Annotated in this window: 11 protein-coding genes; 2 read left to right on the plus strand and 9 right to left on the minus strand. The window is 54.2% G+C overall.

The window, feature by feature from the left end; genetic code table 11:
* Window positions 1-95: 95 nt before the first annotated feature.
* The 3 genes from F1C16_RS10860 to F1C16_RS10870 all read right to left on the minus strand — a co-directional run bounded on the left by F1C16_RS10860 (window position 96) and on the right by F1C16_RS10870 (window position 6,687).
* A complete protein-coding gene (locus tag F1C16_RS10860; RefSeq protein ID WP_185280673.1) occupies window positions 96-1,640 on the minus strand; it encodes a RagB/SusD family nutrient uptake outer membrane protein in 1,545 nt (514 codons plus the stop codon).
* Window positions 1,641-1,766: 126 nt separating this feature from the next.
* A complete protein-coding gene (locus F1C16_RS10865; RefSeq protein WP_185280674.1) occupies window positions 1,767-4,841 on the minus strand; it encodes a TonB-dependent receptor in 3,075 nt (1,024 codons plus the stop codon).
* Window positions 4,842-5,457: 616 nt separating this feature from the next.
* Complete coding sequence (locus F1C16_RS10870) at window positions 5,458-6,687, minus strand: PQQ-dependent sugar dehydrogenase (protein ID WP_185280675.1); 1,230 nt, start codon at window positions 6,685-6,687, stop codon at window positions 5,458-5,460.
* Window positions 6,688-6,906: 219 nt separating this feature from the next.
* On the opposite strand from F1C16_RS10870, the gene F1C16_RS10875 reads away from it, so the two are divergent.
* A complete protein-coding gene (locus F1C16_RS10875) occupies window positions 6,907-7,713 on the plus strand; it encodes a thioredoxin family protein (RefSeq protein ID WP_185280676.1) in 807 nt (268 codons plus the stop codon).
* 76 nt (window positions 7,714-7,789) lie between these two features.
* Here the strand turns inward: F1C16_RS10875 and F1C16_RS10880 are convergent, their stop codons facing one another.
* The 6 genes from F1C16_RS10880 to F1C16_RS10905 form a co-directional block, all read right to left on the minus strand.
* Window positions 7,790-8,626 (minus strand): bacteriorhodopsin, encoded by an 837-nt coding sequence (locus F1C16_RS10880; RefSeq protein WP_185280677.1) that lies wholly within the window; start codon window positions 8,624-8,626, stop codon window positions 7,790-7,792.
* Between the two features lie 217 nt (window positions 8,627-8,843).
* Window positions 8,844-9,323, minus strand: coding sequence for a hypothetical protein (locus F1C16_RS10885; protein WP_185280678.1), 480 nt, complete (start codon window positions 9,321-9,323; stop codon window positions 8,844-8,846).
* A 281-nt stretch (window positions 9,324-9,604) separates the two neighbouring features.
* Window positions 9,605-10,117 (minus strand): hypothetical protein, encoded by a 513-nt coding sequence (locus tag F1C16_RS10890; protein ID WP_185280679.1) that lies wholly within the window; start codon window positions 10,115-10,117, stop codon window positions 9,605-9,607.
* A gap of 21 nt (window positions 10,118-10,138) precedes the next feature.
* On the minus strand, window positions 10,139-12,433 hold the full coding sequence (locus tag F1C16_RS10895) for a GH92 family glycosyl hydrolase (RefSeq protein ID WP_185280680.1): 2,295 nt from the start codon (window positions 12,431-12,433) through the stop codon (window positions 10,139-10,141).
* 85 nt (window positions 12,434-12,518) lie between these two features.
* Window positions 12,519-12,899, minus strand: coding sequence for a hypothetical protein (locus F1C16_RS10900; protein ID WP_185280681.1), 381 nt, complete (start codon window positions 12,897-12,899; stop codon window positions 12,519-12,521).
* A gap of 78 nt (window positions 12,900-12,977) precedes the next feature.
* Complete coding sequence (locus F1C16_RS10905; protein ID WP_185280682.1) at window positions 12,978-13,652, minus strand: hypothetical protein; 675 nt, start codon at window positions 13,650-13,652, stop codon at window positions 12,978-12,980.
* 283 nt (window positions 13,653-13,935) lie between these two features.
* Here F1C16_RS10905 and F1C16_RS10910 point away from each other — a divergent pair, with 283 nt between their 5' ends.
* Window positions 13,936-14,268 (plus strand): hypothetical protein, encoded by a 333-nt coding sequence (locus F1C16_RS10910; protein ID WP_185280684.1) that lies wholly within the window; start codon window positions 13,936-13,938, stop codon window positions 14,266-14,268.
* Window positions 14,269-14,276 lie beyond the last annotated feature (8 nt).

The following is a 14,276-nucleotide window of genomic DNA, read 5'->3' on the forward strand; positions in this document are numbered from 1 at the left end:
ACAAGCGTGACCCACTGGGGTGAACTGAATAGTCGCGGCTGGGTGCCGGTCCGACAAACGAGACACAAAACAGTGTGTCGTTTGTCGAGTGCCCTTTAGTACCCGGGGTTCTGCACCACGTTGCCTCCCGAGAGCTGAATCTGGGGGGTAGGAATGGGGAACAGGTTGTTTTTCTCCGAAATCTGATCTTTCACTTTGCCCTTGTCGTAGGGGTCGGTGCTGGTGAGCTGGGCGGCGTTGAAGGCTTGTATCACGGCTACCAGGCGCTTTTGGCGCACCAGGTCGTAGTAGCGGTGGCCTTCCATGGCCAACTCCAGGCGGCGCTCCAACCAGATGTGGTTGAGCAGGTCCGTGCCCGTGGAGGTGCGCGGCAGCACGGTGCCGGGCTGCAAGCGGTTGGCGCGGGCCCGCACTAGGTTCAGCGACGACAGGGCTTTGGCCTCCTGCCCCAGGCGGAACGACGCTTCGGCGTGCATCAGCAGCAGGTCGGCGTAGCGCAGCTCAATACGGTTGAGGGGGGCGTGCTCCCGCTCGTTAGCGGGGCGGTCGGCCAGGGGTAGGAAAATCTTGCGGCTCATGCGGCCCGACTCGTTTTCCGAGGGTTTGGTGTCGTAGTTGGAGTAATCGAAGTTGGCGGTTTTCGGTCCTACGTTGTCGCCCTGCCGGATGATGGTCCACTGCCGGCGCGGGTCGTTTTCGCGGATAAAGGCCTGCTCCAGGTTGCTGCTGGGCGTGTTGAAGCCCCAACCGCCATCGGCCCGGCTGCGCATAATCACCGTCATCGAAGTACCCAGGTTGAACGTCTGGTTGGGGCTGTAGTTCAGCTCAAACAGCGACTCCGGGCCGTCCACGTTGCCCACCGTCCAGATGTTGCTGAAGTCCGTGCTCAGGTTGTACTCGTTGGAGGCCATCACCGTTTCGGCCGCCTGCTGGGCCTGTGCCCACTGCTCGGTGTAGAGGTAGGCTTTGGCCAGGTAGCCGTTGGCGGCACCTTTGGTGGCGCGACCCAGGTCGCCGGTGGCGCGGGCGCTCTTGAGGGGTAGGGCGGCGGCGGCCTCTTGCAAATCCTTGATAACCTGCGCGTACACCTCAGCGGCGGTAGCGCGCGTCAGTGTTATCGACTCGCTCGGCGACACTGGCGTGAGCACCAGCGGCACGCCGCCGTAGCCCTTCACCAGCTCAAAGTAATTGTAGGCCCTAATAAACTTCACCTCGCCAATGAGCTGCTGCTTGAGCGTGTTATCAATGGGGGCCGACTCGATGCCCACCAGCGCCGCGTTGCAGTTGCCGATGGACTGGTAGATGTGGGTGTAACGGTTGTCGAACCACTCGTTGTTGGGCAGCCAGAAAAAGCGGGCGAAGTCGCCAAACTCGCGCTGGTCGCCGGCAATGGCGTTGCCCTTCCAGGCGTCGTCCGAGCCGGCGTCGCCGAACATGCGGGTGCGGTCAATCTTCCACCAATCGTCCTGGTCGGCGGTGGCGTAGCAGCCCATCACGGCCGCCTTGCACTCCTCGGCATTGGAGTAGTAGTTGTTCACGTTCTGCTGGCCCTGCGGGGGCTTGTCCAGGAACGATTCGCAGCCTTGCAGGCCCAGGCCAAGCCCGAGCATCAGGGTAAGAGTAAAGCGGATATTTTTCATGATACAGTGCGGGAGTTTTTTTAGCTGTTAGCTATTAGCTTTTTTCATCAGAATGCAAGCCAAGCTTCTGTTTATCAGCCAGTAGAAAGCTAATACCCAACAGCTATCAGCTAACAGCTTAGAAAATTAAAAGCCGATGTTAGCACCTACCAAAAAGGTGCGGGCCGTGGGGTAGTTGCCCAGGTCCACGCCGCGGTTCAGGGCCGAGGCGCCATCAGTGTAGGAGCGGCCGTACCCAATTTCGGGGTCTACGCCGCTGTAGTTGGTGAAAGTCAGCAGGTTCTGAGCGCTCACGTAGAGGCGCAGGCTGCTGGTATGCAGCATGGTATTCACGCCTTTGGTGAAGGTGTAGCCCAACTGCAAATTGCGCAGACGTGCATAGGAGCCATTCTCCACGTAGAAGTTGGAGAAGCGCGTGAGATTCTGGTTGTTGTCGTTGGCGACAATGCGGGGTACCGAGTTCGAAGTACCCTCGCCGCTCCACGCCATGTTTTCGAGGCCAGCTATTTTGTTGTAGTTGTAGCTGCCCGAGTACCACCAGCCCTTGTTGGCGTTCACAATGTCGTTGCCGAGGCTGCCGATGAGCGAGGCTTGCAGGTCGAAGCCCTTATAGCCCATGGTCAGGTTCACACCGAAGGTCAGGTCGGGGGTAGGGTTGCCGATATACTTCTGGTCTTTCTCGTCAATCACGCCGTCGCCGTTCAGGTCGGCAAAGCGGAAGTCGCCGGGCTTGGCGTTGGGCTGAATGAGCGTGCCGCCGGCCGAACGGTAGGCGTCTACCTCACCCTGATTCTGGAAAATACCCGTGTTCTGGTAGCCGTAGAACGCGCCTACGTAGCCACCTTCCTCAGTCTTAGAAGGCCGCCCAAAAATGGGCGTGTTGCCCGAGTAGATAGCCTGCCCGTTGGCCAGCTTGTCAATCTTGCTGATGGCGCGGGTGGCATTCACGCTCAGGCCATAAGTGAAATCACCCTTAGTTTCGGCGTAGCCCACCGTGAAGTCGAGGCCGTTGGTATTCATGCTACCCACGTTGGTCACGGGGCTGTTGTAGCCGTAGCCCGCATGGCCCGGAATCGACTGGAACATGAGCATGTCGTAGGTGTTGCGGCGGAAGAGGTCGGCGGTCAGCGTGAGGCGGTTCTGCAACAGGCCCAGGTCCACGCCAATGTCGTAGTCCTCCACGGTTTCCCACTTCACGTTGGGGTTGGGCACGTTGCCCTGCACAGCGCCCAGCTGCAGGGTGCGGTCGGGGCCAGTTACGTAGTAGGTGCGGCCAATGGTGCCGGTGTAGGCGCTGTTGGTCAGGCTGGCAATGTTCTGGTTGCCTACCCGGCCCCAGCTGGCGCGCAGCTTGGCGAAGTTCAGAGCGTTCTGGTTTTTCAGGAAGCTCTCCTCCGACACCAGCCAGCCCACCGACACCGACGGGAACGTGCCCCAGCGATTATCCGTCGGGAATACCGAGGCGCCGTCGCGGCGGATGCTGGCGCCCAGCAGGTACTTGCCGCGGTAGTCGTAATTTACGCGTCCAATCAGCGAGGCAATGGTATTGGTGTAGGTGTTGCCGCCAATGGCGAAGCCCGTGGTAGCCGCGGCGGGGTAGCGCAGGCTGGGGTCGTTGCTGGGGATGCCCTGGCCCGAGGTGGAGTTGGTCGTGGTCTGGAAGCGCTCCAGCGTCACGGCCGCTAGTGCAGACACGTTGTGGTCGCCAAAGGCGTGGGTGTAGTTCAGCGTGTTGGTGTTGTTCCAGTTGATTTCAATGTTGTGCTCCCGCACCACCGAGTTCACCTGATTGCGCTCGTTGGCGTCGATGGTGTAAAACGGGTTGAAGTTGTTGCGGCGGTACACGTTGTTGTTGGTACCGAAGCGTGTTTCCGCAATCAGGCCCGGAATGAACTCGTAGTTGGCGTACACCGTGCCCACCAGGAAGTATTGCTTGCGCTTGTCGTCGTTGCGCTCCACGGTGGCCAGCGGGTTGCCCACGTCAGTAGGCGAGGCGCCGTAGTAGTCGTAGGGGTTGCCCGAGGTGCCCGGCACGCGGGCCGGCGTGATGGGGTCGTCGTTGAAGGCGTCGCGGAACAGCGAGCCGCTGTTGAGGTAGTTGCGCGAGGTCATCGAGATGTTGAAGTCCTCCCCTATTTTCAGGCGCTTGGTGGCCTGGTATTCCGATTTCATGCGCAACGCTAGTCGATCAAAATCCGACCCTTGCACCAAGCCGCGCTCCTTGAAATAGCTCAGGCCAGTAGAGTACACCACCTTGTCGCTGCCACCGGAGAGGCCCACCGAGTAGTTCTGCGTGATGCCACGCCGGGCAATTTGCTTCCACCAGTCGGTGGTCTGGGTGTACTGCTCGGGGTTAGGGTACACGGCGGCGTTGCCCGAGTTGGTAGCCGCCAGGTTCATGATGCGGGCATACTCGCTGGCCGAGGCCATGTTGGGTACGTTGGTTGGGTTCGATACGCCGAAGGTGCCGTCTACCGTGATGCGCGGCTCGCCTTTTACACCGGCTTTCGTGGTGATGAGCACCACGCCATTGGCTGCCCGCGAACCGTAGATAGCCGCCGAAGCCGCGTCTTTCAGTACGCTCAGGGTAGCAATGTCCTTGGGGTTGAGGTAGTCGATGTTGGCGACCGGGAGGCCATCTACCACATAAAGCGGGCTGTTGCCGTTGATGGTCGAAATACCGCGAATCAGGATTTGCGGGGCCGAGCCGGGCTCCGAGCCCGCGCCTACCACCGTTACGCCGGCGGCTTTGCCTTGCAGGGCGCTACCCACGTCGGCCACGGTCAGCTTGCTCAGCTCTTCGCCTTGCACCGTCGTCACGGCGTTGGTGAGGGTACGCTTTTCCTGGCTGCCGTAGCCCACCACCACTACTTCCGACATCACCTGGTTATCCGTACCCAGCGACACATTGAGGGTAGTGCGGCCGCCAATGGCTACCTCCTGCTGCTTGTAGCCCACAAAGGAGAATTGCAATACTCCCGCGTTGGCATCGGGCACATCCAAGGAGAAGTTGCCGTCGGAGCCCGTGGCGGTGCCAGTGGTGGTGCCTTTTAGCAGCACCGTTACACCGGGTAGGCCGGTGCCCGTTTCATCGCGCACGGTGCCCCGCACCGTGGCAGATTGGGCAAAGGCTGCCGTAATCGACAGGCAGAAAAGCAGTAGGTACGCGGCGTACCATCGCGGGGGGAAGAAGTTTTTCATACAGGTGAGTTGGTGGATTTAGGAGAAGATTGAATGCAACTATAGGCGGCGCGGCGGCGACTCTTCGGCAAGTGAATCCTGTCTACCACTTTCCATTTATTCGCCTACCCTAGAGAAGCAGCATGCCGCTTTAGAGCAGCTTATAAGACGTGCCCTACCGTTCGCAATCGTTTGCAAAACACACGGTACCAAGGCGTTTTCAGAAGCAAAACTACGGTCTCCTGCCGTCTACGGGCGGGGGTATTCTCGTGAAAAGGCGGGGGTATTTTAGGTCCTGAGTGCATCTAACAACTATTTGAAGCCGTCATTTTCGCATACCATCACAGGGTGCCTACTGCTCTGCTGGCGTTTATCCCTGGCGCGCGCACTTACCGGTTCCGCATCTGTGAACGCGCACGGTCGCGCAATCAGGCCGAACGTTTCGGATGGGGCAGCGGCGCAGACGTACGCTAGCCTTCCTTACCCATTGCCACCAAAAAAACCTGCTCCTGACGAACGGAAGATTCCGTTTATCAAGAGCAGGTTTCTTGGTGGAGATAGGAAGCGGGTAGTCGATTATTAAAGCGTCCCTACCCTGCGCTTACTGCGTTGCGGCGCGAAGCCTGGAAAAAGAGTGCTACGATCTATCAATCCGGTACAACCGGCCCTGATCGGTAATGGCATACAAGGCGCCGTCGCTACCCTGGGTGATGGCGCGGAATCGCTGCTCCTCGCTTGCTAGCAACCGTTCTTCGCCTACTACCCGGTTGTTGTCGATAACCAGGCGAACAATGTGCATACCGCTGAGCGAGCCGATGAACAGATTGTTCTGCCACTCCGCTATTCGATTCCCGCTGTAAAAGGTCATGCCGCTGGGCGATACCACCGGGTCCCAGTAATACACGGGCTGTTGCAATCCTTCCTGTTGCTGCATGCTGCCGCCAATGGGCTGCCCACTATATTCGATACCGTAGGTGATGGTAGGCCAGCCGTAGTTGGCGCCGGCTTGCAGGCGGTTGATTTCGTCGCCGCCGCGAGGGCCGTGCTCACTCTGCCACACCTCACCGGTAACGGGGTGGATAGCCAGTCCCTGCGGGTTCCGGTGCCCGATAGAGTACAGCTCGGGTAGGGCGCCGGCCTGCGCAAACACCGGGTTGCCGGGTGCGGGTTGTCCGTCTTTGGTGATGCGGATAATCTTGCCCAGAGCCGACGTGACCAACTGCGCCTGGGGCCGGGTCACCAAATCCGACCGTTCGCCGGTGCTCACCAGCAGGTTGCCGGTGCGGTCAAACACCACCCTACCCCCGTAGTGCAGTGTGCCGGCATAGGCCGGCTCGGCCCGGTAAATAACGGTGGCGCCTTCAATCGTTCGTTCATCGGTAGCCAGCTTGCCTTTGGCAATGGCCGTTACGTTGCCGCCGGGGCGGGCTTCCGAAAAAGACCAGTACACCATCCGGTTCGTGGCGAAAGCAGGGTCGAGGCATACGCCCATCAGTCCGCCCTGCCCAGCTGGGTTCACCGCCGGAATGCCCGTAATCGGCTCACTGACTGTACCGGAAGCCGTAACGATGCGCATGCGCCCGGCCTTCTCGGTCACTAACACGCGCCCATCGGGTAGCCCGGTGATGCCCCACGGACTGGTCAGGGAAGACGTGATGACATCCGCACGGTAGCTGGCGGTGGTGGTCACGCCCCCTACCCTGGTTTGCCCGGCAAAAGCTGGCTTGTAAGTGGTGTTGGGGGCCTTGGTTTCCACAGGCTCTGTGGTAGGGCCAGGCGTAACCGGGTCGGTAACCTGTTGTTTCTCATCTGAACACGAGAGCAAGACCAAAGAAGAACCAAGCAGAAAAAGCAGACGATGTTTCATAGAAGCAGAGTGAAGTGGAGAAACGGCCCGTTGAGTAGGAGTAGTATCGTTCGTACTCCGGATACGGCCTTACCGTTTCTCGTCTACGTTGATCAGCACAGTTCGTAGGAAAACGCCTCCATACTATTCTCCACGTAAGCCCATTGGCGCCAGAAAGCAGCAATGAACTGCCCGCCATGAATGGCTGTCTTCTGTATACTTCTCAGCAGTGTATAGTCTATGAAAACCGTTTTCCTTTCGCTGCTCAGCGCGGGTGTGTTGGCCAGCGTGGCCCTACCCTATGCCAGCAAGTTAGCTCCCAAAACTAGTGCTCCTACCCTGCCAGCCGCTGCTCGCGTGCCCGTGGTTGTGGAGCTGTTCACCTCGGAAGGATGCTCTAGCTGCCCCGCCGCCGACGCCACGTTGCGCGAGTTGGCTGCCACGCAGTCGGTGCCCGGTGTGGAGATAGTGGCGCTGGGGGAACACGTGGATTATTGGAACCGCCTGGGGTGGAAAGACGCTTTCTCATCGGCGCAGTTTACGGAGCGGCAACGGCAGTATGCCGCCCGGTTTGGCACCGGCTCCTACACCCCTCAGGCCGTGGTGAATGGCCAAACGGAGCTAGTAGGCAGCCAGCGGCAGAAGCTCGCGGCGGCTATAGCGCAGGCCGCTACGGCTCCACGCGCCACCATTCGCCTCACGCGCCCCAACCCGACCAGCATACACGTGCAAGTGTCCTCCCTACCCACCGGCGCAAAGCAAAGCCAGGTACTGCTGGCCCTCACCGAAACGGGGCTGTCGTCGCAGGTAGGGCGGGGCGAAAATGCCGGGCGTTTGCTGCACCACGCGCCCGTCGTGCGGGCTTTGCGCACCGTGGGAACGGTAGACGGCGCGGGCAGTTTCGCCGCTACGGTACCACTACAGTTGGCAGCGCAGTGGCAAGCTGCGGAGGTGCGTGCCGTTGTGCTGGTGCAGGAAACTGCATCGCGGCGCATTGTAGGCGCGGCGAGCCTGGCTGTAGATGCTGGTGCTGACGCTACACCATAGATGCGCCAAAAGCCAAAAGCGCCATATTGCTCAATCAGCAACATGGCGCTCTTCTCTATACTGTCGTGCTGGGTAGCTAGTTGATTTGATAGGCTGGTTGCGTAGCCTCCATGGGCACCCGCTCGTCGAGGAGCGTTTTGCCGGCCAGGTACACGACCACCGATAGCCCTACCTTATTGATGATGTCGGCCACGGAAAACGACAGGTGAATCCAGTTCATATCAATGTCGAGCACCGACAGCACGTAGCCCAGCGGGTACACGCCCCAGGTGGTAACCGTAGACAGTGCAATGATTTTGAACGACTTGCGCTCGATGGGCTTGGCTTGGTCCTTGAAGCGGTTCCAGAGACGGTACAGCACAAACGGCACCACTAGGTAGCCCACCGTAGATACGGCGCCCCAGAACAGCTTCGGTCCTACCAGAATGTGTCCGGCAGCATCCAGCTGCTGCTCGCCAATGTAGCCGGTCAGCACCATAAAGAAGTCGGCCAGCAACAGCGCCGTGATGGCCCCTTTGGCCTTAGAAGGCTCTACGCGCAGCATCGACACCATTTTCAGCAGCAGCAGTGGCGTGGTTACGGCCCAGTCCATGTAGCGGTACTGCCCAATGGCGTTGTAGCTGGTGCGGATCAGCTCCTGACGCTCCGCCTCCGTGCCCAGCGCCGACAAATCGGCCAGCATGTGCCGGTAGTAGTCCTGAATGAAGTAGTACGACAAGCCCGCCACGGCCGCAATAATGGCGCCCATCACCCGCGTGATGCGGTGCTCGGGCACGATGCTGCTGTGGGTGGTCAGTGTGAAAATCAGGTTGGCCAGAAAAGCGTACATGGCCACCAGCATAAAGAAGTACACGACCATGGATAGGACGCCTACATTGGCTGCCGTGGGGATAAAGATGTCGGAAAGGTGCATGAAAGAAGAGGGTTTGGTGGAGGAAAGAATATACCTCTCTTCTACGCACTCTTCGGTATTCAGAATAAGACGAATTAGCGATATTTATTATATAATTTATTATTCAGCAGACACTTAATATAGTTAGGTGAAGGTTTGATGAATTGCCTGAAATTTGTACTACATTCTTATTTTTGCGTATTTTCTGGCAGTTTTCTGGTGCGTACTAGCTTGGTATTTATATTTTACCATTATATGCAACTACTATCCGTTCAAAATTATCATAAGGCTCTTGTTCCTCCATATATTGTAAATTATTAAATCCTATGAAACATTTTTCTTTATTCAATTCATGCTGTATAATGTCATTTATCCAGTCTATACTATCAGCACTTATACCGTAGTAGTCAAAAGATATTATATTGTTATTCGCAAGTAATCCTTTTATAGTTAAAGCCTTTCGCTTACTCCATTTGAGCCAACTAATACGCTCGTTAGCACTTATTCCAAGATCATCTAAAATATTATCAGCTCGACTTGACACAATATTAAATTTTTTCAACAAATACTGCTTTGCGGTTTTAATTGAAATATTTCTTTCCAGAAAGTTTTGCTGATAATTTTTAGCATGTGGCACAGGCACCGAAATGCTTAAACCAGCTACTACTTTATTTTTAGAAAGTAAATCAACTAACTCTAATGCCAGGTCAAATCCCAACTTTTCATTTGTTACAGAAAAATTAGGAATATAAATACGAACAAGCTTTCCTGGTCTTACTTGAAATGGAGGAACGTAATACCCTCTTATTGTGAAACCTTGATTAACATTTCATATATTTCATTACTTTCCTGTCAACTTAGTGTTTGCGACGAGTACGTTCGCACAATAGAAACACGCGGCGCGGACAAGTTGCGTTGGAGACACGAAGCCGGAAAGCGTGCTTCAAGGCCACGCTTTAGTTTATGTTTTTACTATTAAAGCAACAGTTACTATATACCTCAACCTTTGAATTCTCTAGCAAGAAAAGAAATAACCAATTTTTCAAATTCTATAAACTTCTGAAAAGGAAAGTCGCTATGCCTATTTTTTGCATAACTTTTTCCTTTTAATAGAATAAATATTTTCTTCAATTGCATATAAAATATTGCCAGCAATGATTTTAGTTTAATTTCAAAGCTGACTGTCCGTTCAAAACTAGTTATTTTCCTACCCCATTCCTCACGAAAACCCTGCACATCAACTAGTACTGCATCGTGACAAGATTCCAACCTAGTTATTGTTATTCTCTCGCCTCCTGGTTCGCCATACCAAAAGAACTCCGTATTCTTCTCGCTATGTAGCAGGCTAATAAGCGACTGAATAAGGTCTTCATAAGGGTCATTAAAAATATGAGTTATTGCTAATTCATAAGGCTTTCCTTTTACATAGATAAAGCAGGTACTCCAACCATGCGGATTCATTGTTAGAATCAAATCGATATCATCTGTATCAGACAGTGTCGTTGAATTCATAAATAATTTTCATATTCTATTTCACGGCTTCCCCGCCATCGTAAACACCAACTCCCCGCCTTTCACCACATCCGCATACGCCAAGAACGGCCGCGTGAGCTTCTGATCGTTGAGGCGCGCTTCCTTCACGTACACGTTCTTGTCGCTCTGGTTTTTGACTTTGATACGGAAGGTTTTGCCATTCTCCAGGTTGATGGTGGCGCCGTGCACGGCGGGGCTGCCGAGTGCGTAATCCGGCGAGCCGGGAGCCACAGGGTAGAAGCCCAGGGAGGAGAAGATGTACCAGGCCGACATCTGCCCGCAGTCGTCGTTGCCGCCGAGGCCGTCGGGGGTAGGGCGGTACATTTTGGGCAGGATCATGCGCACGCGGGCCTGGGTTTTGTAGGGCTGGCTGGTCCAGTTGTAGAGGTAGGCGGCGTGGTGGGCGGGCTCGTTGCCGTGCACGTAGTTGCCGATGATACCGTCGCGGGTGATGTCCTCGGTTTCTGCGAAGAACTCGTCGGGCAGGTGCATGGTGAACAGCGAATCCAGGTGGGGAATGAACTTCTTCTCGCCGCCCATTTTGGCGATGAGCGCGGCCGGGTCTTGCGGCACATAAAGGCTGTAGTTCCAGGCGTTGCCCTCAATGAAGCCCTGGTCGTTGGTGCTCAGCACGTCGAAGCGCTTGCGGAACGAGCCGTCGGCGAGGCGGGGGCGCATGAAGCCGATGCGCTGGTCGTAGACGTTCTGCCAGTTCTGGGCACGCTTGCTGAACTCGGCTTCTATCTCTTTGTTGCCTAGCTTCTTGGCTAGCTGCGCAATACACCAATCATCGAAAGCATACTCCAGCGTTTTCGACACCGAGGCGCCGCTTTTGTCCTCGGGCACGTAGCCTAGTTGCTCGTAGTACCCAATGCCGTCGTAGCGCTTTTGGTGGGCGGTAGCCACGCAGGCGTCGAGGGCGCGTTGGGCCTGGTCGGCGGGCACCACACCTTTCAGCACGGCATCGGCAATCACCGGCACCGAGTGGTAGCCAATCATGCACCAGTTCTCGTTGGCGTAGTGGCTCCAGATGGGTAGCATGTGCAGGGTGCTCTGGTCGTAGTGTGCCAGCATGGACTGCACCATGTCGGCGTTGCGCTTGGGTTCCAGCAGGTTAAAGAGCGGATGCAGGGCGCGGTACGTATCCCAGAGCGAGAAGGTGGTGTAGTTGGTGAAGCCCTTGGCCTGGTGAATGTTCTGGTCGAGGCCGCGGTACTGGCCGTCTACGTCCATGTAGGTGGTAGGGCTGAGGGCGGCGTGGTACATGGCCGTGTAGAAGTTCTCCTTGTCTACCTTTTTGGGCGACTCAATGGCGACTTTGCTCAACTGCTCCTGCCACTGCGCTTGTCCTTGGCGCTTCACCGCCTCAAAGTCCCAGCCCAGTATTTCGGCCTTTAGGTTACGCAGCGCCCCCTCGGTGCTCACGCCCGACAAGGCCATTTTCACCTTGATTTTTTCGTTGGCCGCCGTCTTGAAATCGAAGTACAGGCGCAGCTGCTCGCCGGCCAATTCGGGAAAGTTGTGGGCTTGATCGAAGCGGCCCCAGAAGCCGCGGTATACCTCTTTCTTGGAGTAGTTGCGGCTGCCGTAGCTCGCAAACGGCTTCGAAAACGCCATGGCGAAATACTCTACGCGGGTGCGCGCCCAGCCGTTGGTTTGGCGGTAACCGGTTATCAGCGAGTCGTTTTCGACCCGCACAAACGTCCAAACGTTCTTATCGGGGTAGTTGTAGATGCCGGCCGTGAGGTCGAGGATGATGTGCGCCTGATCGGACTGCGGAAAGGTATACTGGTGCATCCCTACCCGGTTGGAGGCCGTCAGCTCGGCCAGGATGTTGTGGTCGTCGAGCTTCACGCGGTAGTAGGCGGGCTCGGCTACCTCGTTCTGGTGCGAAAACCGGGACCGAAAACCCTTCTCGGGCTGGTCAGCAGTGCCGGGGTTGAGCTGAAGCGGACCCGTGGTAGGCATCACTTGAAAATCGCCCAGGTCGGAGTGGCCAGTGCCGCTGAAGTGGGTGTGCGAGAAGCCTACGATGGTTTTATCAGCGTACTGATAGCCAGCACAATACTCGTATACCCGCGGGTTGTACTTGCCGTTTTGCTCGTAGCTGATGGTATCGGTATCGGGCGAGAGCTGCACCATGCCGAAGGGCACCGTGGCGCCGGGGTAAGTGTGCCCCATCTTGGCTGTGCCCACGAGCGGGTGGGCATACTGCACGAGGTTTTCGGTAGAGGCTTTCTGAGCGAAAGAAGGTAGGGAGGCGAGAAGAAGAGTCGTGAGGGTCAGGTGTTTCATCAGCTTCAGGTAGGGGCGTTGAAGCTGGGAAGTTAATAGCCCTAAAGAGAAATCAACGAATCTTTGTGACTATGACTTAATTGTTTCACTCGCAAAGGCAGAACGGGGGATGCCCAGTTTCTTGATGAAGCAACTCCCTAAATGGTCTGAAGCGTTTACTTATTGATAGTTCGCAGACCATATCCTCACCTAGTCTAATTTTAATCCATAATGGAAACTTATCAATAGGAGCTGTGAGTAATTTAACTACTTCTTCAGCACCAAAATTCCTTCCTGCAAAATTAGATTTTCTAAAAATTACATTATTCATCAAATCATCAATAGATGTATTTTGTTTCCCCGGTTCGTCTATTAGAATTATCCTGAATTTCGTTTGTTCGCAGGCAATACGTGAAGCTGTAAAATTAAAAACAACCTTTTCTAGATTAGATAAGAAAACACGTTGTTTCTCAGTATATACTTGCATAACAGTTCAAATATATTGGTGAGCGTCATGAATATACCCCAATGATGAATCGAAAAAATTCTCACTTTTAGCTAGCTCCTACTTCACTATACCCATACTTGTTAACTCTTTCACTATTTCTACAACCCTCTTTTCCATTTTAGCATAAACATGAATATAGAAATCAGTTCTATCCAACCAAACACCTTTTCGAATTATTATTTCGCCATTAGTCCACCATGAATTATAAGCATCACTGCTCTCTTCGATCAATTTATAGCTATTATCTACGTAATCATTAAGCATTTTAACATCGAGTAATTCATAATACCCTGAATATTCATACCAATCACTTAATTCATCACGAAGAGCATATTCTTCCACAAATTTATCAAAAGAAGAATATAAAATATTCAGACTATCATCTTCCTCCCAAGTACATATTTCACCTTTATCCGTTATGAAGAAGCTAAACTGCGCCGTAGCATGAAAACCGCAATCAAATACATAGCGTTCTGCCACATTTATTAATTCGATTTTTCTATTCCAAGCAATATCACCCCCTGAAAAAAGCCTTGCGTTAAATGTCTCACGTGGCTTTCCTCTGATAGTTAAAACATATCCTGAGTAATTTTCTTGAAATAGAAGCACATCAGGTGCAATAATTACTTTTTGTATTTTCAAATAGTAGTCAACTATTCTTGGTGCAGTTAGCCAGTGTTTTTTACGCGCTTGTTTCTGAATATATTGCTGAGCCCTTACAGAAAGCTTCATATTTATCATTACTATAAGCCAGCCTGTATAATCCAAGTAGCAACTCTCAACATATTCCAGTAGTTAGGTTCTGGCGTTTCATCAGCTTCAAGAAGGGGCGTTGAAGCTGGTAAGTTAGGAGAAAAGGACGCGAGAACGACCTTTCCTACGCTATTCTGTTAATACCTGTCTACGGTATAGATTGCTAGGAAATGTGTTATTTTTTGAATTTCAATTATTTACGAAACTATGTTTTTATTATCTTTTATAAGTTAGAGCTATTGCTGACTAACCCCAACGCCTTATGAACGCTACCCTCTTCCTAATCACGTGTTTAACGCCCTGCACTTTGTGGGCGCAGTCTCGGACCGTTGATAAAGCGAAGCCCGCTGACAAAGGCCCTGCTGAGACAATCGTTTCAGTACAAACTGTCATTCCGCCAGAATCTGCTGCACATCAGCGCGCCGATAAATTGCCGGCCCCAGGTGTTTATCAAAGCAAGCCTCATGCGCTGCGCATTCTGGTTCCAGATTCAACAAAACATGCTCTTCCTCGTGCACGCCCTTCTACTTCCGCTGCCAAGGGTATTATTGCGCCACTGCCTAAGGAGCGCTTACAAAAAGTGAAGCCAAAATAGCAGTTCAC

The organism is Hymenobacter sp. NBH84, assembly GCF_014217645.1.
Taxonomy (GTDB): domain Bacteria; phylum Bacteroidota; class Bacteroidia; order Cytophagales; family Hymenobacteraceae; genus Hymenobacter; species Hymenobacter profundi.